This is a genomic window from Halorubrum aethiopicum (assembly GCF_001542905.1).
GTDB lineage: Archaea > Halobacteriota > Halobacteria > Halobacteriales > Haloferacaceae > Halorubrum > Halorubrum aethiopicum.
Genome location: NZ_LOAJ01000001.1, coordinates 643556 through 668809, shown reverse-complemented (window position 1 = coordinate 668809; position 25254 = coordinate 643556). Strand labels below are relative to the sequence as shown.

Here is a 25254-nt window from a genome sequence, read left to right as displayed (position 1 = left end):
CGTCGGTATGATCGGCCAGAGCGCGACCGGCGGGACGGCGCTGCCGAGGTGGATGACGGAGCTCGTATCGGCGTACGATCGGGTGTTCTCGGAGCTGTTCTGGTTCCTCCTCGCGCTCGCGGTCGTCTACCTCGTCGGCCAGGTCGTCGTCGTCCCGTCCGTGATCCGAGTCGTGCGGGCGCGAAACCGCAACAACCCCACGATCGAGTCCGCGGTGAAGACGTACCTCCGGGTGGCGCTGATCGGGTTCGCGACGCTGACGGGCGTGATCGCCGCCGGCTACGGGAGCGTGCTCACCGACTCGGCGATCGTCATCGCGGCCATCACGTTCGTCTTCGGCATCGCCGGCCAGCAGGTGTTCGGGTCGCTCATCAGCGGGATCTTCCTCGTGGCCGACCCCGACTTCAACGTCGGCGACTGGATCGCGTGGCCGGGCGGGGAGGGCACCGTCGAGGCGGTCGACTTCCGGGTGACGCGGGTCCGGACGCCGAACAACGAGACGATCGCCGTGCCGAACACCGAACTCACGAGCAACGCGCTCACCCGGCCCTACGGCCGGGACACCTACCGGATCACGGAGACGGTGTACGTCGCCTACGGCGAGGACGTCGAGCGGGCCCTGATGGAGCTTCGGGCGGTCGCGACCGACCGGGAGCCGATCCTCGAGGAACCGGCACCGAACGCGCGCGTCCTCGAGCTCGGGGAGAACGCGATCACGGTACAGGCGGAGCTGTGGATCGACGACCCCGGCGACAGGGACGTCGCGACGCTCCGGTCGGACTTCCGTCGGGAGGTGAAACGGCGGTTCGACGAGGAGGGGATCACGATCGCGCCCCCGTCGGCGCAGTCGCTCTCGGGCGAGATCGCCGTGACGGAGCGTTCGAACGGCGAGACGTGACCCGCCGCCGGAAGCGACGGACGGAGGAACCCGATCCGTCGGTCCGACCTCGACCTCGACCTCAGAGCGCGTTCGCGAGCAACACCGCGTAGATCGCGGCGTTGTACACGCCGTGAGCGAGCCCGGGGACCAGAACGTTCTCGGTCCGCTCGTAGAGGAGCCCGAGCACGCAGCCCAACACGACGACGACCCCGACGTACGCCCATCGCTCGGCGGGCGTCCCCGTTATACCCGAGAAGTGAATCAGCCCGAACAGGAGGCTCGCGAGCAGGATCGCCGGGGCGGCGTCGAACGCCCGGCGGAGCCCGCCCTGGACGACGCCGCGGAACAACACCTCCTCGACCGGGCCGACGACGAGAAGCGAGACGGCGACCATCGCGGCGTAGTACCCGACCGGGTCGCCGGCGGGGACGACCGCCCGGTTCTGTCCGGTGGAGAGTCCGACCTCCCGGAGGACGAAGAGGGATCCGTACTGGAGCGCCAGGAGGGCGATCCCCGCGCCGACGACGATCCCGACCTCCCGGAGCGACGGCCGCGCGATCCGGAGGAGGTCCCGCTGGTCGGTGATCGCGAGGTACCCGGCGGCGGCGACGAGGAACCCCGCGAACTGGCCCAGCGTCCGGAGCAGCTGCCACCCGTTTCCGCCGTCGGCGACGAGGCCGAGCCGGACCGCCAGGTCCGCGACCGGCGTGGCGACCGCGCTCGCGACGACGAGCGCGAACACGATCGCGAAGGCCGCGCTCGCGACGCGGACCGCCCGATCCAGCACGGGAGGTAGTTCCTCCGTCATCGCCGGACGTACGCGACCCGCAGTGTTAGTCGATCCGGAACTCGCGTTTGTCGGCGACCGCCTCCGCCTCGGGGAAGTCGCCGCCGCCGAGCAGGCCGCGGGCCGCCTTCTTGCCCCACTCGACGGCCGGCTGGGTGAACGTCGAGACGCTCGCGAGCTCGCCGTAGAGCACGCAGGCCGCTTCCATCCCGAACAGCAGCTCACCGAGGCTCCGCTCGTCGACGCGGTCGATCTCGATCCGGACGTTGGGCACGTCGGCGGCCGCGAGGCTCGCCTCCGTCGCCGCGAACTCCGCGTCCAGCAGGTCGCCGAGCGAGGAGCCGCCGAGGTAGGAGAGCCCCTCCAGATCCGTCTCGGGGATCGGCGCGTCGGCGCGCTCGGTCGGGCGCACGAGCGTCACGAGCTTGTCCGCCGGCCCGGCGCGGTACAGCTGGAGCTGGGAGTGCTGGTCCGTCGCGCCGAGCGCGCGGGCGGGCGTCTGGCCGAGCCCGTCCTTCCCGAGGCTCTCGGCCCACAGCTGGGCGAACCACTCCGCGAACGTCTCCAGCGACTCCGCGTACGGCATGAAGGCGTTGGTGAGCGCGCCCCGCTCCGCGAGCGCGTACGCCGTCGCGCCGTAGGCGTACGCCGGCGACTCGTAAAGCGACCCCGCGAGCGCGTCCATCCCGTCTCGCCCGCCCGCGAGCACCGCCTCGACGTCGTGGCCCTGGATCGCCGCGACCGCGAGCCCGACCGTCGAGAGGACGGAGAACCGGCCGGGCACCCCCTCCGGCACGTCGAGCGCGGGCAGGTCGTGCGCCTCCGCGAGCCGCCGGAGGTTCCCCGCCTCGCCGGTCGTGACGAGGGTGCGATCGGTCCAGTCGACGCCCGCCGCGTCCATCGCCTCGCGGACGACGAGGAAGTTCGCGAGCGTCTCCGCCGTGGTCCCCGACCGCGAGACCACGTTGACGACCGTGTCGGCGAGCGGAAGGTCGGCGAGCAGCGCGTCGACCGCGTCGGGGTCGACGTTGTCGAGGAAGTACGCGTCCACGTCGCTCTCGAGCGCGTCCGCGAGCGTCGCCGCGCCGAGCGCGCTCCCGCCGATCCCGACCGTGAGGACCGCCGCCGGCTCGTCGAACGGCTCGACCGCGGCGCGGATCGCCACCGGGTCGGCGGTTTCGGGCAGGTTCAGGGAGGCGTAGCCGAACTCGTCGGCGGCCATTCCGCGCGCGATCCGGTCGTGGGCGGCCGCGACCCGGCCGTCGAGCCGGTCGAGCGTCCCCTCCGTGAGCCCCGGCTGGGCCTTCAGGGCGTTGCCGATGTCTACGTCCATACGCGGGGCACGGCCCGCCGGGTCATAAGCGTGGGCCGACGGGGGTCGCGGGCGTCGGAGGAGTGGACGTCGACGGCGATGGGACGTGAGGTCGACCGCTTCCGAGCGGCTCAGTCCGCGGGGATCGCCGGCTCGCCGTCGTCGAGGGCGGGTCGGCCGAACCAGCGGTCGAACGAGAGCGGCCCGGACCCGAGCGTGAAGACGGCCGACGCCAGCCCGAACAGCGCGACGTGGGCCAACACGGGGTCGTCGGGGAGTCCGAACAGCGTGGTCGTGAAGAGGACGAACGAGACCGCGGCCGCGCCGCGGGTGAAGAAGCCCGCGATAAGCGCCAGGCCGACCGCGATCTCGGTCACGCCCGCGCCGACGACCCAGAGCCCGGGGTCGACGGGGACGACCGCGGTCAGGTCGTACTTCTCGACGACGAGCAGGCCGCTCGCGGGGTCCGCCAGCTTCTGGATCAGCCCGAGGTAGACGAACGTGACGCCCATGCCGACCCGGAGCAGCGTCGGGACGTACTCGCGGAGCGGGGCCGTCGACTCGTCGAGGAACGCCTTCAGGTGGTGGACCGGGTCGACCCGGCCGTAGTAGGTGCCGGGCGTGCTCGCGACCTCTAAGAGCATGTCGTCCGCGCTCGGCCGGCCGCCGCCGAGGACGAGCAGCGCGAGGAGGACGGAGACGTACTCCATCGCGATGACGACGCCCGGATCGACGGCGAGGAGGACCCACGCGAAGGTCAGGAGGCCGACCGCGGAGACGATCCGGGTCGCGAGCCCGAAGAGGACACAGAAGCCGATCCCGATGAAGAGTACCCGGAGGACGGGGCTCGAGGCGGGCTCGAACGTCAGCGTCGGCGCGAACAGGTACCCCTGGAAGCCCGCCCCGACGAGCGGGAGCCCGATCGAGAGCCGCAGCATCCACGGGACCAGGTCGCCGTAGCCGGCGAGCTTCTCGCGGAGCACGACGACGTCGCGGATCGTCGGCCGCACCCACAGGTACGCCGCGATCCCGGCGACGACGACGAGTCCGGAGCCGGCGAACACGGCGGCGTTGAACGGCTCCGAGAGCACATCGACCAGAAACGCGACCGCGTCCACCGGGTCGCCGGAGTTCTCGGTGACGTAGTCGACGTGGGCGGCGACCGGCCGGGCGGCGATCGCGATCAGGGACGCGACCGCCGCGAGGAGGGCGACCGGGGTCGATCGGTTGGGCATGGACCGCCTACGGCCCACAGCCACCTAAGGTACGTGTCGGATCCGCGTCGCGAACGACCGCGAAGCGGAGCTATTCGTCGGCGTCGGATCCGTCGACATCCGCCCCGTCGGCGTCGGACCCGCCAGCGTCGGACCCGGCGCCCTCTCCGTCGGCGTCGTCGGCGAAGACGTCGCGATACACCCGGCCGAACGCGTTGCGGCGGAGAGTGCTCGCGGCCGCGTCGGGGCCGTCCTGGAAGGTAGTCGCGACCACGACGCCGGCGAAGGGGACGGGGTGCCACGCGACCCGGTCGACGTGTTCGGAGCCGAGTTCGACGACGTCGTCGGGGTCGAACTCGGCGTCCGCCAGCCACGCGTCGAACTCCTCGCGGCCGGCGAGGTGGACGACGAGCAGTTCGGCGAAGGTCGCGTCGCGGGCGGTCTCGACGACCGCCGAGGTGACGCGATCGGCGTACTCGTCGGCGTCGAACTCCATCGCCTTCGCCGTCTCCCGGACGATCACCTGCGCGGCCGGACCGATCTCCTCGTAGCGCTCCCTCGCCTCCTCGCGGGTCGCCGGCGCGAACACGCCCCTCGTTTCCATACGGGGTCGTTGCCGTCGAGGGGAAAAGGGCGTTCGATTCCACCTTTTTCTCGTCGGGTTCCCTGCGCTCACTCCGTTCGCTTCGGGAACCGCTCCTCGAAAAACCTGGAGGGAAAAAGCCGACTCCGCCGTCTTCGACGGCTCCGTCGGTGAACCGCTCGCTTCGCTCGCGGATGCTCAGTACAGTCCATCTACGGATCGATCCATACCGACGGTGGGATGGTGGTTTTATGTGTCACAGATTACACAGTAGCGATAATGGAACGAAAGGTGGCGGAAGTACGGGGGACAGCAGTAGCGGAGCTGCCGGGGTCACTGTACAACGTCCTCCACGAGACCGACGAGGAAGAAGAGAAAACGGTACAGCTGGGTGGGTCACTGTACGGGAGTTCAGATCAGAGCGACGGGAGATCCGTAGTGAGACATTCAGGCGATGGATTTGATGTCATCGTAGCCGAACAGTACTACTTGCGGACGAACTCGGATCTCCAGGCGACGATTGTGATCGAGCAGAAAGACACGAATCAGGCGTCTGTAACGGTGATCGCAGGCGGCGGCGCAACCGGACTGGGGCCTTTGAGCTGGGACCTGGGTTCGGAATCTGCTCAAACCGACACTCTCGTTTCCCTGCTCGAAGACGTGTGCGACCAGTTGGGTTTGTCGCTCAACCCAGATGAACGGTGATTCTACTCTACCGTAACCACCTGTAGTTCAGTGGAATATACGTCTTGCCTCTGGTACACTCGCACGATCGATCGAGCGGGAGGATCGCCGACTGACGAGCTGAAACGATCCGGGAGGAATCACCGTCGGACGAACGAACTCGTCGATATCAGTTGCCGTCGCCGTCCCCGCCCTCGGCGCGACTCTCACCGTCGGCGTGGTCCCCGTCGTCAGCATCGGTCGCTCCCGCGCCCTCCTCGTACATCTCGCGCGTCAGTTCGCGCGCCTCCTCGACGGCGGCCGCCGTCTCGGGGTCCATCCCGCCGGAGCCGCCGTGACCGCGGGCGTGGCCCGAGTGGTCGTGGGCGTGGCTGTGTGTGTGTCCGCCGCCCTCGCTCATCCCGGCGTCCACCGCCGGCCGGCCGCGGTCGGTCGTGTCCTCGAACACCTCGTGGTACTCCGCGGGCTCCGCGTGCTCGACGACCTCCTCCGCCAGCGCCGCCGGCTCGGCCGCGGCCCACTCCGGGGCGTGCTCGTCGAGCCACGCCTCGTGGTCGTCGCCGTGGAGCATCGCCGTGAACGCGAGGTGGTGCGCCAGGTGCTCGCCGTCGCGCTGCGGGGTCGCACACACCGGACACGCGTATCCCATCGTGGCCCCGGCTACGGGCGTGAGCCGTATATCGGCGTCGGAACCGCGGGGACGGCATCGGTCCGGTTCGGGTTCGCACCCGGCGTCGATCCCGACCGACGCCGGAGGACACGGATCGACTCGAAACGGGGGAGACGGGGAGTCCTGACGCCGCTATAACAGCAACTTTATCACTCGCACGGGGCGAAAATCCGGGTAAGACTGCTCCGTTAGGAGGGAACACAGTGACCCAAGCCAACACACAACCGGAGGTGAACATCGGTCTCGTCGGTCACGTCGACCACGGGAAGACGACGCTCGTACAGGCGTTGTCCGGCTCGTGGACCGACCAGCACAGCGAGGAGATGAAACGCGGGATCTCGATCCGGCTCGGGTACGCGGACGCGACGTTCCGCCGCTGTCCCGGCGTCGACGAGCCCGAGTGTTACACGACCGACGAGGAGTGCCCCGACGGCTCCGAGAGCGAGCCGATCCGGACCGTCTCGTTCGTGGACGCGCCCGGCCACGAGACGCTGATGGCGACGATGCTCTCGGGCGCGTCGATCATGGACGGGGCCGTCCTCGTCGTGAGCGCGACCGAGGACGTCCCGCAGGCACAGACCGAGGAACACCTGATGGCGCTCGATCTCATCGGGATCGAGAACATCGTCATCGCCCAGAACAAGGTCGACCTCGTCGACCGCGACCGCGCCGTCGACAACTACGAGCAGATCCGCGAGTTCGTCGAGGGCACCGTCGCGGAGGGCGCGCCGATCGTCCCCGTCTCGGCGGGCCAGGAGGTCAACCTCGATCTGCTCATCCAGGCGATCGAGTCGGAGATCCCGACCCCCGAGCGCGACCCCGACGAGGACGCCCGGATGTTCGCGGCCCGGTCGTTCGACATCAACCGGCCGGGCGCGACCGCCGAGGAGCTGAAGGGCGGCGTCGTCGGCGGCTCGCTCGTCCAGGGCGAGCTGTCGGTCGGCGACGGCCTCGAGATCCGTCCCGGCCGCGAGGTCGAGGAGGAGGGCCAGACGGAGTGGCGGCCGCTCGAGACCTCGATCCGGTCGCTCCAGGCGGGCACGCGGAACGTCGACTCCGCGAAGCCCGGCGGCCTGCTGGGCGTCGGAACGGGGCTCGACCCCAGCCTGACGAAGGGCGACGCGCTCGCCGGCCAGGTCGCCGGCGAGCCCGGAACGCTCCCGCCGACCCGACACGAGTTCGAGATGCAGGTCGACCTCCTCGACCGCGTCGTCGGCAAGGAGGACGACGAGAGCGGCGAGAGCGACATCGAGGAGATCTCGACCGGCGAGCCGCTCATGTTGACCGTCGGCACCGCGACCACCGTCGGAGCCGTGACGAGCGCGCGCGACGGCGAGTGCGAGGTCAGCCTCAAGCGCCCGGTGTGCGCCGAGGAGGGCGCACAGATCGCGATCAACCGCCGCGTCGGCGCGCGGTGGCGGCTGATCGGCGTCGGGACGCTGTCGTAGCGTGTCCGACGCGACCCCCGGCGGCGACGACCGTCCGGCCGGCGGCGACGATCGCCCTGCGGATGCCGGCGACCACCCCGCGGACGCCGACGACCGCCCCGTCGTCGCGCTCGACGCGAGCGCGCTGATGGCCCCGGTCGAGGCGAACGTCCGGCTGTTCGAGGAGCTCGACCGGCTCCTCGGGAGCTACGATCCGGTCGTGCCGTCGGCGGTCGTCGAGGAGCTCGCCGACCTCGGATCGGGCGCCGGGAAGGCGGCGACCGCCGCGAGCGTCGGGGCGGACCTGGCGGACCGGGCCCGGACGGTCGACGTCGAGGGCGCGTACGGGGACGACGCCCTCGTCGACCTGGCTCGGTCGGGCCGGGCCGCGTACGTGGTCACGCTCGACAGGCCGCTCGTGGAACGGGTACTGGACGCGGACACACCGGTAATCTGTTTACGGGGGCGGAACACACTCACGGTAACGGACCCGTAGCGGAGGCGGGCTGAACGGCCACCGCGGCGGCTCGGAGAGGTACCGGCGGAGGAACGACGGAGACGACACGCGCGATCGGACGACACACGCGATCACAGACACAACCCACGCACATGTACAAACGAGTTCGACTCAAGGACACGGTCGAGGTCCCGCCGGAGCACCTGGCGGACGTCACCGACGAGCGGGTGAAGGCCCTGCTCCAGGACAAGCTGGAAGGACGAATGGACGAGGAGGTCGGCAGCGTCGTGAGCGTCATCGAGGTCCACGACATCGGCGAAGGGGCGGTCCTCCACAACCGCCCCGGCGTCTACTACGAGGCCGAGTTCGACGCGCTCACCTTCGACCCCGACATGCAGGAGGTCGTCGACGGGACGGTCGTCGAGACGGTCGAGTTCGGCGCGTTCGTCGGGATCGGCCCGGTCGACGGCCTGCTCCACGTCTCGCAGATCACCGACGAGTACCTCACCTTCGACGGGGCGAACCAGCAGCTCGCCTCCTCGGACTCCGATAAGAGCCTCGGCGTCGACGACGCGGTGCGCGTGCGGGTCGTCACGAAGAGCGTCGACGAGCGGAACCCGCGCGACTCGAAGATCGGGCTCACCGCCAAGCAGCCGGGGCTCGGCAAACACGAGTGGCTCGAGAGCGACCGCCGCCGGCGGGCCGAGGCCGGCACGACCGGGGAGGACGACTGATGGCGGAGGATCGGCTCGCCTGTCGGGAGTGTCACTACGTCAACGACCCGGACGCACAGACCTGTGAGCTCTGCGGCTCCTCCTCGCTGACGGAGGACTGGGCCGGCTACGTCATCGTCACGAACCCCGAGGAGAGCCAGATCGCGGAGGAGATGAACGTCTCGAAGCCGGGATCGTACGCGCTGAAGGTCCGGTAGCCGCCGACTCCGATAGCCGCCGGCACCCATAGCCGCCGACCCGCTCGTCCGCGCGGTTCGTCGGAGCGTCCCCGAACGGTCACAGAGCGCCCCCGAACGATCACACCACTCTTCATACGCCGCCGCCGTACGACTCGCCATGTCGACCCCGATCGTGACCCTTCCGGACTCGCTTCGAGACGCGTTCAAGGAGCCGATGGGCCCGGTGACGACCGACGCCGACGCGCTGCTCGCGGCCGCGGCGGAGAGTCGCGAGGAGCACGACGCTCCCGACGCGCCGATCGTCGCCGTCGGCGACGTGGTCACCTACCACCTCCGGGAGGCCGGTCGCGTTCCGGACGTCGCGCTCGTCGACGGGAAGACCAAGCGGGAGGCGGTCCGGGCGGCGGTCTCGGACGCGCTCGCGGCGGGCGACGAGAGACGCGTGCGCGTCGAGAACCCCGCCGCGACGCTTTCCGTCGCGCTCCTCGAGGCGCTCGTCGACGCCCTCGCGGACCCGGATCCCGTCACGATCGAGGTCGACGGCGAGGAGGATCTGGCCGCGCTGCCGGCGATCCTCGCCGCTCCCGACGGCGCGAGCGTCGTGTACGGACAGCCCGGCGAGGGGATGGTCCGGGTCGCGGTCACCCCGGAGAGCCGGCGGGAGGGACGCGAACTGTTCGAGAGGCTCGACGGCGACGTCGACGCCGCGGTCGATGCGCTCGGGCTGACGGAATGAACGCGATCCGGTCGGGTTCGGCGGCCCGCGACCTCCAGTAGCGATCCGCGCGACCGAGACGGTCCGGAGCGAAAGTGTTCGTCCCGGATCGGAGAGGAGCTCGTCGGGTCGAGGATCGCCGTACCGAGGCGGTTCGTACCCGGTCACCCTCGGGAGTTCCAGTGGAAGACAAGGGGTTCGAGCGACGGGACGCGAACCGAACGACCGAACCGGCGATAGACCTCGGCCGAACCGGCGGCAGACCCGTGCGGACGGCCCTCCACCCGCTTCGAAATCCTTTTACAGCGTTCGGAGGGTAGTACACGTAACTGAACCATGGACGTCGACATCATTTCCGAGGAAGAAAACCCCATGTTGCACCGGACGGACATCCGCTTCGAGACGGTTCACGACGAGGCGACCCCCTCCCGCCTCTCGGTCCGCGACTCGCTCGCCGCCAAACTCGACAAGGCCTCCGAGGAGGTCGTCGTCCACGAGCTCGACACGAAGTTCGGGATGCGCAAGACCGTCGGCTACGCGAAGGTGTACGACTCCGCGGCGGACGCGCTCGACGTCGAGCAGGAATACATGCTCGAACGGAACAAGATCGGTGCCGACGGCGACGACGGCGAAGAGGCCTGAGACGACGACCGAATGCGGGTCCTCGGCATCGAAGGGACGGCGTGGTGCGCGAGCGCCGCCCTCCACGACGCCGGGACCGACGCGACTTTCATCGAATCCGATCCGTACGAACCCGATAGCGGCGGCATTCACCCGCGCGAGGCCGCGGAACACATGTCCGAGGCCATCCCGGAGGTCGTCGAGACGGTCCTCGACCACGCGGAGGCCGAGTACGGCCCGGACGCGATAGACGCCGTCGCCTTCTCGCGCGGGCCCGGACTCGGGCCGTGTCTGCGGACGGTCGGGACCGCCGCGCGCTCGCTCGCGGGCGCGCTCGACGTGCCGCTCGTCGGCGTCAACCACATGGTCGCTCACCTCGAGATCGGCCGCCACGAGTCGGGCTTCTCGAACCCGGTGTGTCTGAACGCCTCGGGCGCGAACGCCCACCTTCTGGGGTATCACGACGGCCGATACCGCGTCCTCGGCGAGACCATGGACGCGGGCGTCGGCAACGCGATCGACAAGTTCACTCGCCACGTCGGGTGGACCCATCCCGGCGGACCGAAGGTCGAGGCCGCCGCCGCGGAGGCGTCGGGAGGTGACGCCGCAACCGAGGGAAGCGACTCATCGAGTGCGACCGACCTCCTCGAGCTGCCGTACGTCGTCAAGGGAATGGACTTCTCGTTTTCGGGGATCAGCTCTGCGGCGAACGACGCGTACGACGCCGGCGAGCCGGTCGAGGAGATCTGTTTCTCGCTTCAAGAGCACGTCTTCGCCATGCTCACGGAGGTCTCCGAGCGGGCGCTCTCGCTGACCGGGGCCGACGAGCTCGTGTTGGGCGGGGGCGTCGGCCAGAACGACCGGCTCCGCGAGATGCTCGCGGAGATGTGCGCGGCCCGCGGCGCGGCGTTTCACGCGCCCGATCCCCGGTACCTCCGCGACAACGCCGGAATGATCGCGGTGCTCGGCGCGCAGATGGCGGCGGCGGGCGACACCCTCGCGGTCCGCGAGTCGCGCATCGACCCGAACTTCCGGCCGGATCAGGTGCCGGTGACGTGGCGGGACGACGAGTCGTCGGTCGCTCGGGTCGGAAGCGACCGTGGACGCGACCGCGGGAACGACCTCGACGGCCGAGGGGCCGAGGCGATCGTCGAGGTCGTCGACGCCGACGACGCCGGACTCGTCGAGGGGATCGTCGACGGAGCGATCGTTCGGAAGCGCCGGATCCCGAAGGAGTACCGACATCCGGGGTTGGACCGTTCGCTCCGGCGGGATCGGACGGTCGCCGAGGCTCGGCTGACGAGCGAGGCGCGTCGGGCCGGCGTGCCGACGCCGCTCGTGTACGACGTCGACGTACCGGAGGCGACGCTGACCCTCCAGTACGTCGGGGACCGCGACCTCGCGGCGGATCTCCGCGACGACGAGGAGAGAGACCAGGAGAGTTCGGCGACGCGGACGGTTCGGGCTGTCCGGTCCGTGGGTCGACACCTCGCGCGGCTCCACCGCGCGGGGTTCGTTCACGGCGACCCCACGACGCGAAACGTCAGGATCGGGAACGACGGATCCGACTCCGGGAGCTCCCACGCTCCGACGTACCTCATCGACTTCGGTCTGGGATACCACACCGGACACGTCGAGGACCACGCGATGGACCTCCACGTGTTCGAGGGGTCCGTGACCGCGACGGCGACGGGGTCCGATCGGCTCGTGGACGCCTTCGAGGAGGGATACGAGGAGGAAGGAGAGGAGGCGGTCCTCGACCGACTCCGCGAGGTTCGGCGTCGGGGTCGGTACCGCTGAGGGGTCGGAACCGTACCGCCGAACGGTCCGCCGCCGACACGATTTTTATCCCCGGCGCGTGAAGTACGCGTATGGCAGACAAACCGTCGTCGGGAGAGATACTCGGGATCCCGTACAACTTCGATCGACCGAGCCTCGGTCGGCTCCTCTCGTCGTACTGGCAGCCGGAGAAGGGAATGTTGGTCGAGAAGCCGTTCGGGATCGGCTACACGCTGAACCTCGCGAACTGGCGTTCGTGGGTCGTCCTCGCGGTCGCGGGCGGTCTCTACTGGCAACAGAAGGGGTCGGAGACGGCCGGATCGGGAGGGACCCCGAGCGAGTCCGACGACGAGGACTCCGGTCCCGTCGAAGTGATCGTCGACGACGACTGAGGCTCCGCCGGGAACCGGCGTCTCGAACGAGAACCGACGCCACGGGAGAACGTCGGCGTTCCGCGCGCTTTTCTACCGCGGTCGATGACGGTCGACGCCTCGGAAGCCGTGGGCGGACCGCTCGAGCGATGACCCGGAAGCTTATGACCGGAAACCGCCAAACCCGGAACGATGGACCCCGAAGATCGGCCGGCGTCGAGCGGGGACGACTCGCTCGACGACGATCCGGCCGACGGCGGCTCGGATGGAGGCGATCCGGTCGCCGTCGACGACTCGCTCGACGGCGACGACTCGTTCGATGTCGACGACCCGACCGACGCCGACGAGCCGGTCGACCGTGATCCGAGCGGTATCGATCCGATCGACGACGGCTCCTCCGACGACGACGAACTGACGAGGGGAACCGGGATCGACGACGGGGATCCGGGGCTGTTCTACCGGTTCCGTCACGACATGGAGGGGCCGCTCATGTGGCTCCGGGAGATGCTCTCGAGCGTCGCGGTCGTGCTCCTGATCGGAGCCATCCTGTTCGCGGTCAGCGGGGTGTGGCCCCCGATGGTCGCGGTCGAGTCGCCGAGCATGGAGCCCAACATGAACACCGGCGATCTCGTGTTCGTCACCGAACCCGGACGGCTCGCACCCGACGCCGCCGACAACGACCTCGGCGTCGTGACCCACGAGACCGGCGAGGAGAGCGGGTACCGAACCTTCGGCGACTACGGGTCGGTCGTGATCTACCAGCCGCCGGGGAGGCAGGCGTCGCCGATCATCCACCGCGCGATGTTTCACGTCGAGGAGGGCGAGAACTGGTACGATCGGGCCGACGACCGATATCACAACGCCGACGACTGCGGTGAACTCCGGAACTGCCCCGCGCCGCACGCCGGGTTCGTCACGCTCGGCGACAACAACCGCCAGTACGACCAGGCCAACGGCCTCGCCGAACCCGTCGCCGCCGAGTGGGTGACGGGGGTCGCCAGACTCCGGGTGCCGTACCTCGGATACGTCCGGCTGATCACGACCGGACAGGCGGAAGTGAGCGACGTGCTCGGCGCGGTCGTCGTGTCGCCGGGGGGCGGCATCGTCGCGTTCTCGGGAGGCAGTACCGGCGCGTCGCCGGGAGGCGGTGCCGTCACGTCGCCAGCGATCGATTCCGTCGCCGCGTGAGCCGGGGTCCGGGCTTCGGTCGCCGGAGTCAGTTGTCGAAGCGAGCCTGAACGAACGGCTGCGCGTTCTCGATGTCGCCGAGCCGCGAGTCGGACAGGAGGACCGCCTCGGTCTCCTCGACTGGCACTGAGAGCCCCATCTCCTTGGTTCGGCCGTACCGCCCCTTCGAGACGACGACCGCGTTGACGATCCCCAGCATGTCGAGCTCGCTGATGAGGTCGGTGACGCGGCGCTGGGTGAGCACGTCGGCGTCGATCTCCTCGCAGAGCCGCTTGTAGATGTTGAACACCTCGCCGGTGTTGATGTTGTGGACGCCGTTCTTCTCGAGGAGGATCACGGCGAACAGGACGATCTTGCTCTGGGTCGGTAGAGTCCGGACGACCTCGACGACGCGGTCGAGCTCGATCTTGTCTTGGGCCTGTCGGACGTGCTTCTCGGCGACGATCTCCGCCTGGGAGCGCTCCGCGAGCTCGCCGGCGGTCCGGAGGAGGTCGAGCGCGCGGCGCGCGTCCCCGTGTTCCTGGGCGGCGAACGCCGCACACAGCGGGATCACGTCGTCGGTGAGCGCGTCACCCTTGAACGCGATGTCGGCGCGGTGCTGGAGGATGTCACGGAGCTGGTTCGCGTCGTACGGCGGGAAGACGATCTCCTCCTCGCCGAGGCTGGATTTGACCCGCGGGTCGAGGAAGTCGGTGAACTTCAGGTCGTTCGAGATCCCCATGATCGAGATGCGGGAGTTGTCGAGCTCGGAGTTCATCCGCGAGAGGTTATACAGGGTGTCGTCGCCGCTCTTCTCGACGAGCTTGTCGATCTCGTCGAGCATGATCACGACCACGCGCTCGTGGTAGTCGACCGCCTCGAAGAACGTCGAGTAGACGCGGTCGGTCGGCCACCCCGTCATCGGGACCTCCTCCATCTCGTCGGCGTCGGCCTCGAGCGTCTCGATGCGATCGTCCAGTTCGTCGACCGAGTCGAACTCGGTGTCGGCGAGCGCGGCGGCGCTGTCGCGGGTCGCGTCCGTGGCGTCGACTGTCGCGTCCGGCGTGGCTTCCGTCGCGTCCGCCCGAAGCTCCTCGAGCCGGGCGAGCCGGTCGGCGATGACCGTCTGGTTCTCCTCGATGAACGTGTTCGCGAGCTGGGCGAGGACCCGGTACTGCGTGTCGGTCACCTCGCAGTTGATGTACTCGACCTCGCACGGCACGTCGTACTTCTGTGAGGTCGATTCGAGCTCCTGGGAGACGAACTTCGCCGAGGCGGTCTTTCCGGTCCCCGTCTTCCCGTAGATGAGGATGTTGGAGGGGGTCTCACCACGGAGCGCGGAGACGAGGATCGTCGCCATCCGGTTGATCTGATCGTTTCGGTGGGGAAGCTCGTGGGGGGTGTACGACGGTCGGAGAACCTCCTTGTTCTCGAATATCGGCTCGCCGGAGAGGAGGTCGTCGAACAGCCCCTGATTGTCGTCGTCATCGTCGTTGTCGAGGACGACGCCGTCGAAGTCGACGTCGGGTGACGAGCGGTCGCGGCCGCCGTTTCCGAGCCCCGACGCTTCGGGTCCGGTCTCCGGAGTTCGGCCGGAGTCGTCGGACGCGACGGCGTCCACGTCGACCTCGCCGACTACATCGACGTCGTCACCGGGATCGGATTCGATATCGGATCCGGAACCGGAGCCGTTTCCGTCGAACGTGTCGGCGTCCGATTTCACTCGATCCGTGTCGGCGTCCGATTCCACTCGATCTGCCCCCGTTCGGTCCAACGACGATGGGGATGGCTGCGGAGACGAGGATCCGGTCGAGCCGTCGCTATCGTCGGATTCCTCGCCGTCCGACTCCTCGCTGTCGGCCGGTGTGATGTCGCCGTCGACCCCCGATGTGTGCTCGCCTTCGTCCATGTGAACCCCCTTGTTTCAAGTGGAGACGATGATCGCAAGTGCGGGTTTAGGCCGTCTCCGGTCTGAAACGTGAATTCGTGGTCGGGTTCGGCGTCGACCACGTCCAGTTGATACACTCGAACCGCACGAAGAGTAGGTACAAAAATGTTCCTCTCTGGAGTTGAAACGGTCCCCTCTCGCGGACCGGCTCGATCGAGGAACTCACACGGATCGCGTCTACCGATACTGGAACCACGTCCACGACTCGCGGCCCGTCAGTTTCGCGGCGGTCGGCTTCCGGTGTGGAGCGATCGACGTTCGAAGTCGACTATCTCGATCGGTCACCGACCGATCACTGATCTCTCGAACCGATCCCGCCGGCGTCCTGGACCGATCTCCCGTCGACTCGTCGCCGATCCGAGGTCGTCAGCTCGTCCGTGCGGTCGATCCTTTCCATCCGTTCGTATCACCGTCATCCGTTCGTATCACCGCGTCGTTTCACCACTCCATCTCGTCGGTTCGTGTATCCGACACGTCACCCAACCCCCCACCCCTTCGTTTCGGGTGGAACGCGTTGAGGTGGGGGTGGGGTGTGAGATGGGTTTCTGATATCGGTGGATTTATGTTATAATGACCGAAACAGTACCCTCGATAATACACAAAAGATATTATTGTTGTTTCAGTTGTTGTTTTTGCTTTGTTGAGGGAGATATAATCCTCTCCGAGCAGATCGTGACGCCACCACCGCCAGGATCTCCGCCACCCCTCCACTCCCGTGCCTCGTTCCACTCGAAACGAAGGGGTGGGGGAGGGGACGAGTGGAGAGAAGAAGGAGAAACGGATGGAGGAAAAGGGAGGAAAAGGGAGGAAAAGGGAGGAAGGAGGAAAAGGGAGGGAAACGAGTGGAGGGAAGAATGGGTGGAGAAGAGAAGGGATCTGCCGGCCCGAGCGAAGACGATTCGATACCTGTCACGGTCGTCGTCGATAGTTTTACCGTCCGATCAACAAACGGTAGGACGCACATGAGTACAGATCCACACGGGTCCACGACGATCCTGACGATCCCGACGACCACGATGGGGGCGCGAAAGCGATGACCGCCCACGACGGGGATGCTGCCCGGTCCGGCAAGATCCTCGAGGGGGTCACCGTCCTCGACCTCTCGACGTTCGTCACCGGCGGGTTCTGCTCGGCGATGTTGGCGAACCAGGGCGCGGAGGTCGTCAAGATCGAGCAACCGGGATACGGCGACGCCGTCCGGCATTCCGGTCCGCCGTTCATCAAAGGCGAATCGCCGTACTACTGGACGTTGAGCTACGGAAAGAAGAGTCTCGAGCTCGACCTGAAGAACCCGGAGGCGAAGGAGGCGCTGTACGAACTCGTCGAGGAGGCGGACGTCTTCATCCAGAACTTTCGACCCGGCACCGCCGAACGTCTCGACGTCGACTACGACACCCTCTCCGACCACAACGAGAATCTGATCTACCTCGCGATCTCGGCGTTCGGACAGACGGGACCGTGGCGCGAACGCTCCGGCTACGACCTCCTCATCCAGGGGATGAGCGGGATCATGAGCGTCACCGGCGAGCCGGACCGCCAGCCGGTGAAGGTCGGATTGCCGATGACGGACCTGATCACGGCGATGTGGGCCGCGTTCGGCGCGACGACCGCCCTCTATCGCCGGGAACGGACGGGGGAGGGCGAGTACATCGACCTCGGCATGCTGGAGGCGACCCTCCCGTGGCTCACCAAGCAGGCGGGGATGGTGTTCGCGGGCGAGGAGACGAAGCGGATGGGGACGAAGGACCCCGTCCTCGCCCCCTACCAGACGTTCGAGACGAAGGACGGCTTCATCAACATCTGTATCCTCAACGAGAAGCTCTGGGGAGAACTCTGCGAGGCGCTCGACCGTCCCGACCTCCCGGAGGACGAGCGCTTCGAGATGAACGCCGACCGCGTCGAGCACCTCGACGAACTGGAGGCGGAGATCGAAGCCACCCTCGCCGACAAGACCACCGACGAGTGGATCGAGGTCATCGCCGAGGACGCCGGCGTGCCGGCCGGTCCCGTCTACAGCGTCGAGGAGGCGCTCGAGAGCCCACAGATCGAAGCCAGAGGAACGATCACCGAGATCGACCATCCCGAACTCGGCGAGGTCCCCGTGATCGAACACCCGCTCAAGTTCCGCAACGCCGACAGCGGCTTCGAGCTCCCGCCGCCGTTGCTCGGCGAGCACAACCGCGAGGTGTTCCGCGAACACGGCTACTCCGAGACGGAAATCGACCGCCTCGCCGAACTCGGCGTGTTCGGCGACGACCCGGAGAACCCCGTCGACGACGACTCCACCGACGTCGACGACGACTCCACTGACAGCGAGTCCTGACGCGTGTGTCTGCGGCGAGGGACACACTTGAAGACGCACGCCGTTGACGATTGAAGACCCACGCCGATGACGACCGTTTCGGCTACTCGGTCCGCTCTAGCGACTCCAGAATGAACTCGTCCATCGCCTCTCGCGCCTCCTCGGGGGCGTCCTCGTGGCCGAGCGAGATCCGGCGGCCGCGGGCGGCGTGGATCACGTCGGTGATCAGCTGACCCATCCGTTCGGCGTCGACGTCGCGGAAGACGCCCTCCTCGATCCCCTCCTCGACGACCTCGACGATGCTGCCACGGATGCGCTCGTAGTGTTCGTTGAACACCTCGCGGTGCTCCCCGTCGTTTTGCGCCTGCGTGTACAGCTCGTGGTACACCTTCATCCGGTCCCAGTGGCCGAACTCCTCGAACTCGGGACCGAAGAGACACTGGTCGACGCGCGCGCGGAGCTCGGTCCGCGGGTCGGCGTCGTGTTCGACGACCACGCTGCCCTCGTACTGGTCGATGATGTGTTCGAGAAACGAGGACATGAGGTCGTACTTCCCGTCGAAGTGGTAGTGGATCACCTGCCGCGTGAGGTCCATCTCCTCGCCGATGTCGCGCATCCGGAGGTCCTTGTAGCCGTGCTTGCTCAGCGCGCGGAAGGTCGCCTCCATGATCACCTCCTTCGTGTCCTTCGAGGAGACCGCGTCGTCCGCGGTGGACTCCTCGGAAGAGGACCCCTCGGAGGCGGATTCGGCGGATTCGACGGACTCGTTCGCCGATCCGCTCGATGATTCGCTCATACCGATACTCTACGTGTGACGTACATAATACGATTGCTCCGATCGCACTCCCTTCACCGCCCGGCAAACAACCTCATCCGCGCCCGCGATACCGCTCTCTTTACCGCCCGGTAAACTTTTAACCTCTTGGTCAAACCTTATCATCGAACATGACACAAACGATCGTGCGGAACGGGACGGTCGTCTCGCTCGACCCCGAGGTGGGCGACTTCGACGAGGCCGACGTCCTGATCGAGGACGGCGAGATCGTCGAGGTGGGTCCCGGACTCTCGGCGTCGAACGCCGAGGAGATCGACGCCAGCGACCACGTCGTCGTCCCCGGCTTCGTCGACTCGCACATCCACCTCGCACAGACGCAGGTCAGGGGCATCGCCGGAGACTGGTCGCTCATGGGCGAGTACTTCGACCACATGCTCGGCAACATCACCGGGCTGTACCGACCCGAGGACATGTACCTCGGCGGCCTCTTCGGTGCCTTCGAGAAACTCCACACGGGGACGACCACGGCCCTGGACTGGTCGTACCCCAACACGCTCGAACACGGCGAACGCGCCGTCGACGCGCTGAAGGACGCCGGACTGCGCGCGGTGTACACCTACGGTCCGCCGGGCGACGACGCGGCGAAGTGGTGGTACGAGAGCGACGTCGGCCTCCCCGAAGCGAAGATCCGCGACCTCGACGAGGAGAAGATCCGCGACGACGACCTACTCGACCTGGGGATCGGACTCCGCGGCCCGGACTTCTGTACCGACGAGACCGCCCGCGGCGACCTGGAACTGGCCCGAGACCTCGACGCGCTCGCGACGATCCACATGGGCGCGGCGTTGTGGCCCTCCTCCGTCTACGGCGGGGACTACCAGGGCTTCGGCTGTCTCGAGGACCTCCTCGGTCCCGACGTCAACGTCGCCCACGGGAACCACTTCGCCCAGGAGGAGGTCGATCACGCCGTCGAGCAGGGGGTCTCCTTCTCGTCGACGCCGGAGGTCGAGATGCAGATGGGTCACGGCATCCCCGTCACCGGGAAGGTGCTCGAGGCGGGCGGCCGCCCGACGTGGGGCGTTGACGTCTGCTCGAACGTCAGCGGCGACATGGGCAGCCAGATGCGGATCGGCATGCAGCTCCAGCGGATGTTCGACAACCAGGCCGTCCTGGAGGGCGACGAGGAGGTCACCGGGGTGAGCATCACCGCGCGCGACACCCTCGAGATGGCCACCATCGAGGGCGCGAAGGCGCTCGGCATGGACGACGAGATCGGCACCATCACGCCCGGCAAGCGCGCCGACCTCGTCTGCTTCGACGCCTCCGACTTCATGACCGCGCCCTCGCACTCGCCGGTCCAGACGGTCGTGTTCCAGTCGGACCCCTCCCACATCGACACCGTCCTCGTCGACGGCGAGGTCGTCAAACGCGACGGCGAGCTGACGAACCCGAAGGTTCACGAGGAGTTCGACCGGTTCGTCGCCTCCGGCGAGCGCCTGATCGAGGAGGCCGGGATCGATCTGTAACTGCCGGATCCCAACGTTTCACTACCTCCACCACGGTATCATTACCCAAACTCATGCGAATCGGACAATACCGAACGACGGACGCGGAGACCCCCTGGAGCGGCATCAGAACTGACGACGGCGCGGTCGTCGACCTCGCCGAGGCTGGGGAGGCCGCCGGGATCGACATCCCCGCCCGAACGAGCGACCTCCTCGCCGACTGGGAGTGGCGACGGAAGGTCGACCTCGCGGTCGAGTACGCCGCGGAGACCGGCGTCGGAACCCGCGACCCGGCCGACCTCGATCGCGCCGCCCCCGTCGACGACCCGCAGAAGGTCGTCTGCGTCGGGCTGAACTACCGCGACCACGCCGAGGAGGGGGACAATCCCATCCCGGACGAGCCGGTCCTTTTCTCGAAGTTCCCCACCTCGGTCGTCGGCCCTGACGACCCGGTCCGGTGGGACCCCGACTACACCGAGAAGGTCGACTACGAGGCGGAACTCGTCGCCGTGATCGGCGAGCGCGCCCGCCGGGTCGACCCCGAGGAAGCCATGGACCACGTGGCGGGGTTCACCGTCGGCAACGACGTCTCCGCGCGCGACCTCCAGCACGGCGACGGCCAGTGGGTCCGCGGCAAGAGCCTCGACACCTTCGCGCCGACCGGTCCCGACCTCGTCACGACCGACGAGATCGACGACCCGCACGACCTCGAGATCTTCGCCGAGATCAACGGCGAGCGCCTCCAGGAGTCGTCGACCGCGAACCTCATCTTCGGCGTCGACGAGCTGATATCGTTCTGTAGCCGAGCGTTCACGCTCGAGCCCGGCGACCTCGTCTTCACAGGTACGCCGCCCGGCGTCGGCGTCTACCGCGAGCCGCCGGTCCTGCTCGGCGACGGCGATACGGTGACCATCGGCGTCGAGGGCGTCGGCGAACTGACGAACTCGTTCGAGACGGAGTGAGCCGGCGGCTCGACGCGAGCCCGCACGCTCGCGAGGACCACCGGCACCCGACGGTTCCGATGGATCGAGCGCCGTCGGAACGGGATCAGGGCTGGACCTGATCGAGCGGGCGGATCAGGACTTCGTTGATGTCGACGCGCTCCGGTTGCGTGACGACGAAGGTGATGGTCCGGGCGATGTCCTCCGGCGCGAGCGCGTCCATCGACCCGACGTACTCCTTGACGCCCGCCTGGAGCTCCTCGTCGGGAATGTGGTCGAGGAGTTCGGTGTCGACCGCGCCCGGCTCGATAGTGGCGACGCGGATGCCCGCGTCCGCGATGTCGAGGCGGAGCGAGTCGCCGAACGTCTTCACGCCCGCCTTCGCCGCGTTGTAGTGGGCGCTGTTCTCCTGGAGGAACCGCCCGACGACGGAGGAGAGGTTGACGACGTGGCCGCTCCCCTGTTCCATCATCGTCGGAACGACGGCGTGTGTGAGCGTGATGAGCCCGCTGAGGTTCACGTCGATGGTCGTCTGAAGCGTCTCGCGGTCCGCCTCCGCGATGTGTGCGAGCGGCATCACGCCGGCGTTGTTCACGAGGATATCGATTCGACCGTACTCGTCGAGCGTCGCCTCGACCAACTCGTCGATGTCGTCGTCGTCGGTGACGTCCGTCGGGACGACGAGCGCCTCGCCGTCGCCTTCCTCGATACGATCGGCGAGCGCCTCGAGTTCGTCCCTCCGTCGAGCGGCGAGGACGACGCTCGCGCCTCGGGTCGCGAGCGACTCGGCGGTCGCACTGCCGATGCCGGAGGAAGCGCCGGTGACCACCGCGACCTGTCCGTCCAGTTCCGAACCGAACTCCGTTGTCATCGATCGAAGGGACGCCGCTCGGAGGCTTCCCCGTTCCCCTATACTGAAAGCACCTTTAAATGCCGTCGGCGCGCGGAGAACACGTCGCCGTCGCGACGGACCGGACCGTGGACCCGGTCGCGGCGGTCGGGTTACCCCTCCGAATCCGGGTACTCCTCGTCGGTGACGTGTTCCAGCCAGGTCACGGCCTCCCCATCCCGTTCCTCCTGAACGGCGATGTGCGTCATCGCGTTGTCCGGCGTCGCACCGTGCCAGTGTTTCTCGTCCGGGGGGAACCAGACCACGTCGCCCGCTCGGATCCGCTCGATCGCTCCGCCGTCGCGCTGGACCAGCCCACAGCCGCTCGTCACGATCAGCCGCTGTCCGAGCGGATGGGTGTGCCACGCGGTCCGAGCGCCCGGCTCGAACGTGACGTTCGCCGCCGTCGCGTTAGCATCGTCGTGTGCGTCGAACAGCGGATCGATCCGCGTGTCGCCCGTGAAGTACTCGTCGGGACCGTCGACGGAGGGCCGTGAGCCGATTTCGATGACGTCCATGTCGATCCGTCGTTTGAACGTCGCGCGCCTTGGCTGCGATCCTATACAGAAAGGGTGGTTAAGTGAGCCGACCGAACGCGAGGACGGCCCTTGCGAACGATCACCAATAGGTTTACCGGGAAGCCAGCGCGACATCAGATATGAGCCGGTTCGGCCACGAGGTGGACTCCGAGAGCGAGATCGACGACGATATCGAGGAAAACTCGCAGTCCCTCCCGGAGGAGGGACACCTCGGAACGGAGTTCACCGACGAGGGGATGCTTCCCGCGGAGGCGTTCTCGCTGCTCGGGAGCGACACCCGTATCGAGATCCTCCAGGCGATGTCGGCGGCGAACGCCGACGCGTCGCCGGTGGGCTTCACCGAGTTGTTCGAACGGGTCGACATCGAGGACAGCGCCAACTTCAACTATCACCTCCAGAAGCTCACTGGCCACTTCATCAAACGGAGCGAGGACGGCTACGAGTTCCGTCATCCCGGTCGAAAGGTGGTCAGCTCGATCTTTGCCGGGACGCTCACCGACCGCACTCAACTCGGGTTCTTTCCGGTCGACGGGGACTGTCACCGCTGTGAGGGGGACCTACACGGGTGGTACGTCGACGAGGTTCTCACGATCGCCTGCGTCGATTGCGCGACGGTTCTCGTGAGGTATCCGTTTCCTCCCGGCGGGATCGACGAGCGAACGCCCGCGGAGCTCCTCCAGGCGTTCCATCACTACGTTCGCCACCACTACTGTATGGCCGCGGACGGCGTCTGCCCCGAGTGTACCGGGTCGGTCGACACCGAACTCGTCTACGAACCGGCACGAGACGGACGCCTCGACGTGATCGTCGAGCACACCTGCCAGCGATGTGGATACGATCTCCAGTCCAGCGTGGGCGTGAATCTGCTCGATAACGCCGAGGTACTCATGTTCCACTCCGAACGCGGTATCGACCTGAGCACGGAACCGTTCTGGCACTTCGAGTGGTGTGTGAGCGATGAGCATACGACGGTGGTGTCGGAGGACCCGCTACGTCTACGCATCAACATCCAGTGTGACGGCGACGAACTCCGTATCGTGCTTGACGATTCCCTCTCAGTGATCGAAACGGCACGACACGAACGGCTCTCGTACTGAACCGAGCGGTTCCACGACTCACTGAACCGAGCGGTTCCACGGCTCGTGTTTGACGTCGAAAACGGCCGGCTTCATCAGCCGGCCGACGAAATCGGCCGATGACGCCTACCGACGAAACCGGCCGATACGCCCACCGATGATGCCCACGGTGGAGGACGAAGTGCTATCCGTCGCTGTACAGCTATTCGAACAGTTCGACGGCCTGTTCGTAGCGGGCGGCCGGCTCCTCCCAGTCGACGACCTCGAAGAAGTTGTCGACGAACTCGCCGCGGGCCGGGCCGTAGTCGTGGTAGTAGGAGTGTTCCCAGACGTCGAGCGCGAGGATCGGGTGACCGCCCCAGATCGCGCCCTGGTCGTGTTTGTCGACCACGACGTTGCGGAGTTGGTTCGAGAACGTGTCGTAGACTAACAGCGCCCAGCCGCCCGCCGCGGAGGCCGCCGCCTCGAACTCGCCCTTCCAGGCCTCGTAGGAGCCGAAGTCCTCCTCGATGCGGTCGGCGAGCGCCCCGGTGGGCTCGTCGCCGCCCTCCGGCGACATGTTCTGCCAGAACAGGTCGTGGAGGATGTGCCCCGAGGAGTTGTGGGTCACGTTGCGGATCGCGCCGCCCGACGAGGAGAAGTCACCCTCCTCGCGGTTGGCCTCGAGCGTCTCCTCGGCCGAGTTCCACCCGTTTACGTACCCCTGGTGGTGGGTGTCGTGGTGCCATTCGAGCACCTGCTCGGAGATGTGCGGTTCCAGCGCGTCGTACTCGTACGGAAGCGGATCGAGTTCGTAGTCTGCCATGCTATCGCCAGTATCGATCACGGGGGAGAGAGACATGAGCGTTTTCTGTATCTCGTTATGGTAGCTGATGTGTCATGTCTGGGACGCGAACGGCGGGCTCGGCTTCGAGGCCACGAAAGCTCTCTCCGAGCGCGGCGCGTTGCCGATGATCCGCGCCGCGACCGATCGGTTCGGCTCGGTCAGGAGGACTCGGCGATGTCGGGCGCTCGTCCCTCGAGCGAGGCGGTGAGGAGCCGACGCTCGCCACGCCGAAGCAGACTCGACAGGGACGGCTGGGAGATGTCCAGCTCCTCGGCGAGCTCCGCGGCCGTGACCTGTCGCGGGCTCTCGTAGTAGCCGCGAGAGACCGCGAGCTCCAGCGCCTCCCGCTGTCGGTCCGTCAGCCCGTCCCTCGCCGCGTCGTTGGGCGGGAACTGGTCGGACGTGATCGAGATCAGATCGACCGATATCCCGTGGTTCTCGAAGGTAGTGTGGAAGTCGTGGAACGTCTCGTAGTCTCTGAACTCCTTCGTCTCGCGCCACCCGTCCGCGGTGATGGTCGTGGACTTCATCTTCGCACCGTCGAATCGCTCGGGGTCGAACGCCGGCGCGATCGCGTCGTCGAGTTCGACCGTGAGCTTGAACGCCGATCGCTCCCGCCGCTCTCCGAGCGGCGTCACCGTGACGACCTCCTCGAGCGCGTCGAGTTCCGCCTCGGAAACGTCGTGTTCGGCGTCGATCTCGACGTGAAACACCCGCGCGTCCGGCTCGAGACAGAGCGCGTGGGTACACTCGATCTCCTCGGGCGGGAGGGTCGCCGGGATGCTGACGAGCGGGAGCGCGGCCGAACGAAGCCGAAATTCCGTTCTGACGGTCATGGCGGTGAAATACGCGTCGCGGACAATTAAGCGTCGT

At 67.5% G+C, this 25254-nt stretch carries 27 protein-coding genes; 16 read left to right on the top strand and 11 right to left on the bottom strand.

The window, feature by feature from the left end; genetic code table 11:
- Nucleotides 1-7: 7 nt before the first annotated feature.
- Nucleotides 8-898 (top strand): mechanosensitive ion channel family protein, encoded by an 891-nt coding sequence (locus AXA68_RS03225; protein ID WP_066412747.1) that lies wholly within the window; start codon nucleotides 8-10, stop codon nucleotides 896-898.
- A gap of 61 nt (nucleotides 899-959) precedes the next feature.
- Here AXA68_RS03225 and AXA68_RS03220 read toward each other — a convergent pair whose 3' ends face one another.
- The 4 genes from AXA68_RS03220 to AXA68_RS03205 form a co-directional block, all read right to left on the bottom strand.
- A complete protein-coding gene (locus AXA68_RS03220) occupies nucleotides 960-1688 on the bottom strand; it encodes a CPBP family intramembrane glutamic endopeptidase (protein WP_066412744.1) in 729 nt (242 codons plus the stop codon).
- 25 nt (nucleotides 1689-1713) lie between these two features.
- Nucleotides 1714-3000, bottom strand: a complete 1287-nt coding sequence (locus tag AXA68_RS03215) for a glucose-6-phosphate isomerase (RefSeq protein WP_066412741.1) — start codon at nucleotides 2998-3000, stop codon at nucleotides 1714-1716.
- Between the two features lie 110 nt (nucleotides 3001-3110).
- A complete protein-coding gene (locus AXA68_RS03210) occupies nucleotides 3111-4214 on the bottom strand; it encodes a DoxX family protein (protein ID WP_066412739.1) in 1104 nt (367 codons plus the stop codon).
- Between the two features lie 70 nt (nucleotides 4215-4284).
- Entirely contained in the window at nucleotides 4285-4797 is a 513-nt protein-coding gene (locus AXA68_RS03205) for a DUF5809 family protein (protein WP_066412733.1), read from the bottom strand.
- 258 nt (nucleotides 4798-5055) lie between these two features.
- Between AXA68_RS03205 and AXA68_RS03200 the strand changes: the two genes are divergently transcribed.
- A complete protein-coding gene (locus AXA68_RS03200) occupies nucleotides 5056-5481 on the top strand; it encodes a hypothetical protein (RefSeq protein WP_066412731.1) in 426 nt (141 codons plus the stop codon).
- 148 nt (nucleotides 5482-5629) lie between these two features.
- Here the strand turns inward: AXA68_RS03200 and AXA68_RS03195 are convergent, their stop codons facing one another.
- The gene (locus AXA68_RS03195) at nucleotides 5630-6109 is read right to left on the bottom strand and encodes a DUF5810 domain-containing protein (RefSeq protein ID WP_066412729.1); all 480 of its coding nucleotides are present in this window, start codon (nucleotides 6107-6109) and stop codon (nucleotides 5630-5632) included.
- A 224-nt stretch (nucleotides 6110-6333) separates the two neighbouring features.
- Between AXA68_RS03195 and AXA68_RS03190 the strand changes: the two genes are divergently transcribed.
- The 9 genes from AXA68_RS03190 (at nucleotide 6334) to AXA68_RS03150 (ending at nucleotide 13601) form a co-directional block, all read left to right on the top strand.
- Nucleotides 6334-7578 (top strand): translation initiation factor IF-2 subunit gamma, encoded by a 1245-nt coding sequence (locus AXA68_RS03190; RefSeq protein WP_066412727.1) that lies wholly within the window; start codon nucleotides 6334-6336, stop codon nucleotides 7576-7578.
- 1 nt (nucleotide 7579) lies between these two features.
- Nucleotides 7580-8053: a PIN domain-containing protein gene (locus tag AXA68_RS03185; RefSeq protein ID WP_269799183.1), complete on the top strand. Its 474-nt coding sequence runs from the start codon at nucleotides 7580-7582 to the stop codon at nucleotides 8051-8053.
- 113 nt (nucleotides 8054-8166) lie between these two features.
- Nucleotides 8167-8748 (top strand): DNA-directed RNA polymerase, encoded by a 582-nt coding sequence (locus AXA68_RS03180; RefSeq protein WP_066412724.1) that lies wholly within the window; start codon nucleotides 8167-8169, stop codon nucleotides 8746-8748.
- Nucleotides 8748-8945, top strand: coding sequence for a transcription elongation factor subunit Spt4 (gene spt4 / locus AXA68_RS03175; RefSeq protein WP_066412722.1), 198 nt, complete (start codon nucleotides 8748-8750; stop codon nucleotides 8943-8945). The genes AXA68_RS03180 and spt4 overlap by 1 nt, the downstream gene beginning before the upstream one ends.
- A gap of 151 nt (nucleotides 8946-9096) precedes the next feature.
- Complete coding sequence (locus AXA68_RS03170; protein WP_066418328.1) at nucleotides 9097-9663, top strand: GTP-dependent dephospho-CoA kinase family protein; 567 nt, start codon at nucleotides 9097-9099, stop codon at nucleotides 9661-9663.
- 315 nt (nucleotides 9664-9978) lie between these two features.
- The gene (locus AXA68_RS03165) at nucleotides 9979-10284 is read left to right on the top strand and encodes a 30S ribosomal protein S24e (protein ID WP_066412720.1); all 306 of its coding nucleotides are present in this window, start codon (nucleotides 9979-9981) and stop codon (nucleotides 10282-10284) included.
- 12 nt (nucleotides 10285-10296) lie between these two features.
- Entirely contained in the window at nucleotides 10297-12063 is a 1767-nt protein-coding gene (locus tag AXA68_RS03160) for a bifunctional N(6)-L-threonylcarbamoyladenine synthase/serine/threonine protein kinase (protein WP_066412718.1), read from the top strand.
- Nucleotides 12064-12134: 71 nt separating this feature from the next.
- Nucleotides 12135-12434: a DUF5808 domain-containing protein gene (locus AXA68_RS03155; RefSeq protein ID WP_066412716.1), complete on the top strand. Its 300-nt coding sequence runs from the start codon at nucleotides 12135-12137 to the stop codon at nucleotides 12432-12434.
- A gap of 171 nt (nucleotides 12435-12605) precedes the next feature.
- Complete coding sequence (locus AXA68_RS03150) at nucleotides 12606-13601, top strand: S26 family signal peptidase (protein WP_232745045.1); 996 nt, start codon at nucleotides 12606-12608, stop codon at nucleotides 13599-13601.
- Nucleotides 13602-13629: 28 nt separating this feature from the next.
- On the opposite strand, the gene AXA68_RS03145 is transcribed toward AXA68_RS03150, so the two are convergent.
- Nucleotides 13630-15489 carry a Cdc6/Cdc18 family protein gene (locus tag AXA68_RS03145; RefSeq protein ID WP_066412715.1) on the bottom strand — a complete coding sequence of 620 codons (1860 nt, stop codon included), beginning with the start codon at nucleotides 15487-15489 and terminating at the stop codon, nucleotides 13630-13632.
- A gap of 609 nt (nucleotides 15490-16098) precedes the next feature.
- Here AXA68_RS03145 and AXA68_RS17235 point away from each other — a divergent pair.
- The gene (locus tag AXA68_RS17235) at nucleotides 16099-16494 is read left to right on the top strand and encodes a hypothetical protein (protein WP_232745044.1); all 396 of its coding nucleotides are present in this window, start codon (nucleotides 16099-16101) and stop codon (nucleotides 16492-16494) included.
- 67 nt (nucleotides 16495-16561) lie between these two features.
- Complete coding sequence (locus AXA68_RS03140) at nucleotides 16562-17851, top strand: CaiB/BaiF CoA transferase family protein (RefSeq protein WP_066412713.1); 1290 nt, start codon at nucleotides 16562-16564, stop codon at nucleotides 17849-17851.
- A gap of 82 nt (nucleotides 17852-17933) precedes the next feature.
- Here AXA68_RS03140 and AXA68_RS03135 read toward each other — a convergent pair whose 3' ends face one another.
- Nucleotides 17934-18626 (bottom strand): TetR/AcrR family transcriptional regulator, encoded by a 693-nt coding sequence (locus AXA68_RS03135; protein WP_066412711.1) that lies wholly within the window; start codon nucleotides 18624-18626, stop codon nucleotides 17934-17936.
- Nucleotides 18627-18775: 149 nt separating this feature from the next.
- Here AXA68_RS03135 and AXA68_RS03130 point away from each other — a divergent pair, with 149 nt between their 5' ends.
- Nucleotides 18776-20131, top strand: a complete 1356-nt coding sequence (locus AXA68_RS03130; RefSeq protein ID WP_066412708.1) for an amidohydrolase family protein — start codon at nucleotides 18776-18778, stop codon at nucleotides 20129-20131.
- Between the two features lie 53 nt (nucleotides 20132-20184).
- Complete coding sequence (locus tag AXA68_RS03125) at nucleotides 20185-21072, top strand: fumarylacetoacetate hydrolase family protein (protein ID WP_066412706.1); 888 nt, start codon at nucleotides 20185-20187, stop codon at nucleotides 21070-21072.
- A gap of 85 nt (nucleotides 21073-21157) precedes the next feature.
- Here AXA68_RS03125 and AXA68_RS03120 read toward each other — a convergent pair whose 3' ends face one another.
- Together AXA68_RS03120 and AXA68_RS03115 are read right to left on the bottom strand one after the other, a co-directional pair.
- On the bottom strand, nucleotides 21158-21922 hold the full coding sequence (locus AXA68_RS03120; RefSeq protein WP_066412705.1) for an SDR family oxidoreductase: 765 nt from the start codon (nucleotides 21920-21922) through the stop codon (nucleotides 21158-21160).
- Between the two features lie 131 nt (nucleotides 21923-22053).
- The gene (locus AXA68_RS03115; RefSeq protein WP_066412703.1) at nucleotides 22054-22458 is read right to left on the bottom strand and encodes a (R)-mandelonitrile lyase; all 405 of its coding nucleotides are present in this window, start codon (nucleotides 22456-22458) and stop codon (nucleotides 22054-22056) included.
- Between the two features lie 140 nt (nucleotides 22459-22598).
- Between AXA68_RS03115 and AXA68_RS03110 the strand changes: the two genes are divergently transcribed.
- A complete protein-coding gene (locus AXA68_RS03110; protein ID WP_066412701.1) occupies nucleotides 22599-23576 on the top strand; it encodes a DUF7351 domain-containing protein in 978 nt (325 codons plus the stop codon).
- 181 nt (nucleotides 23577-23757) lie between these two features.
- On the opposite strand, the gene sod is transcribed toward AXA68_RS03110, so the two are convergent.
- Nucleotides 23758-24360 carry a superoxide dismutase gene (gene sod, locus AXA68_RS03105; RefSeq protein ID WP_066412699.1) on the bottom strand — a complete coding sequence of 201 codons (603 nt, stop codon included), beginning with the start codon at nucleotides 24358-24360 and terminating at the stop codon, nucleotides 23758-23760.
- Nucleotides 24361-24539: 179 nt separating this feature from the next.
- The gene (locus AXA68_RS03100; protein ID WP_066412698.1) at nucleotides 24540-25217 is read right to left on the bottom strand and encodes a helix-turn-helix domain-containing protein; all 678 of its coding nucleotides are present in this window, start codon (nucleotides 25215-25217) and stop codon (nucleotides 24540-24542) included.
- Between the last annotated feature and the right edge of the window lie 37 nt (nucleotides 25218-25254).

Excerpts from the sequence above, each read along its gene's own strand:
- AXA68_RS03130 (WP_066412708.1), top strand. The coding sequence starts at position 18,776 with ATGACACAAACGATCGTGCGGAACGGGACGGTCGTCTCGCTCGACCCC.
- AXA68_RS03210 (WP_066412739.1), bottom strand. The coding sequence starts at position 4,214 with ATGCCCAACCGATCGACCCCGGTCGCCCTCCTCGCGGCGGTCGCGTCC.
- AXA68_RS03110 (WP_066412701.1), top strand. The coding sequence starts at position 22,599 with ATGAGCCGGTTCGGCCACGAGGTGGACTCCGAGAGCGAGATCGACGAC.
- AXA68_RS03205 (WP_066412733.1), bottom strand. The coding sequence starts at position 4,797 with ATGGAAACGAGGGGCGTGTTCGCGCCGGCGACCCGCGAGGAGGCGAGG.
- AXA68_RS03155 (WP_066412716.1), top strand. The coding sequence starts at position 12,135 with ATGGCAGACAAACCGTCGTCGGGAGAGATACTCGGGATCCCGTACAAC.
- AXA68_RS03165 (WP_066412720.1), top strand. The coding sequence starts at position 9,979 with ATGGACGTCGACATCATTTCCGAGGAAGAAAACCCCATGTTGCACCGG.
- AXA68_RS03120 (WP_066412705.1), bottom strand. The coding sequence starts at position 21,922 with ATGACAACGGAGTTCGGTTCGGAACTGGACGGACAGGTCGCGGTGGTC.
- AXA68_RS03100 (WP_066412698.1), bottom strand. The coding sequence starts at position 25,217 with ATGACCGTCAGAACGGAATTTCGGCTTCGTTCGGCCGCGCTCCCGCTC.
- sod (WP_066412699.1), bottom strand. The coding sequence starts at position 24,360 with ATGGCAGACTACGAACTCGATCCGCTTCCGTACGAGTACGACGCGCTG.
- AXA68_RS03200 (WP_066412731.1), top strand. The coding sequence starts at position 5,056 with ATGGAACGAAAGGTGGCGGAAGTACGGGGGACAGCAGTAGCGGAGCTG.
- AXA68_RS03125 (WP_066412706.1), top strand. The coding sequence starts at position 20,185 with ATGCGAATCGGACAATACCGAACGACGGACGCGGAGACCCCCTGGAGC.
- AXA68_RS03195 (WP_066412729.1), bottom strand. The coding sequence starts at position 6,109 with ATGGGATACGCGTGTCCGGTGTGTGCGACCCCGCAGCGCGACGGCGAG.
- AXA68_RS03180 (WP_066412724.1), top strand. The coding sequence starts at position 8,167 with ATGTACAAACGAGTTCGACTCAAGGACACGGTCGAGGTCCCGCCGGAG.
- AXA68_RS03115 (WP_066412703.1), bottom strand. The coding sequence starts at position 22,458 with ATGGACGTCATCGAAATCGGCTCACGGCCCTCCGTCGACGGTCCCGAC.
- spt4 (WP_066412722.1), top strand. The coding sequence starts at position 8,748 with ATGGCGGAGGATCGGCTCGCCTGTCGGGAGTGTCACTACGTCAACGAC.
- AXA68_RS03160 (WP_066412718.1), top strand. The coding sequence starts at position 10,297 with ATGCGGGTCCTCGGCATCGAAGGGACGGCGTGGTGCGCGAGCGCCGCC.
- AXA68_RS17235 (WP_232745044.1), top strand. The coding sequence starts at position 16,099 with ATGACCGAAACAGTACCCTCGATAATACACAAAAGATATTATTGTTGT.
- AXA68_RS03225 (WP_066412747.1), top strand. The coding sequence starts at position 8 with ATGATCGGCCAGAGCGCGACCGGCGGGACGGCGCTGCCGAGGTGGATG.
- AXA68_RS03135 (WP_066412711.1), bottom strand. The coding sequence starts at position 18,626 with ATGAGCGAATCATCGAGCGGATCGGCGAACGAGTCCGTCGAATCCGCC.
- AXA68_RS03145 (WP_066412715.1), bottom strand. The coding sequence starts at position 15,489 with ATGGACGAAGGCGAGCACACATCGGGGGTCGACGGCGACATCACACCG.
- AXA68_RS03140 (WP_066412713.1), top strand. The coding sequence starts at position 16,562 with ATGACCGCCCACGACGGGGATGCTGCCCGGTCCGGCAAGATCCTCGAG.
- AXA68_RS03215 (WP_066412741.1), bottom strand. The coding sequence starts at position 3,000 with ATGGACGTAGACATCGGCAACGCCCTGAAGGCCCAGCCGGGGCTCACG.
- AXA68_RS03150 (WP_232745045.1), top strand. The coding sequence starts at position 12,606 with ATGGACCCCGAAGATCGGCCGGCGTCGAGCGGGGACGACTCGCTCGAC.
- AXA68_RS03220 (WP_066412744.1), bottom strand. The coding sequence starts at position 1,688 with ATGACGGAGGAACTACCTCCCGTGCTGGATCGGGCGGTCCGCGTCGCG.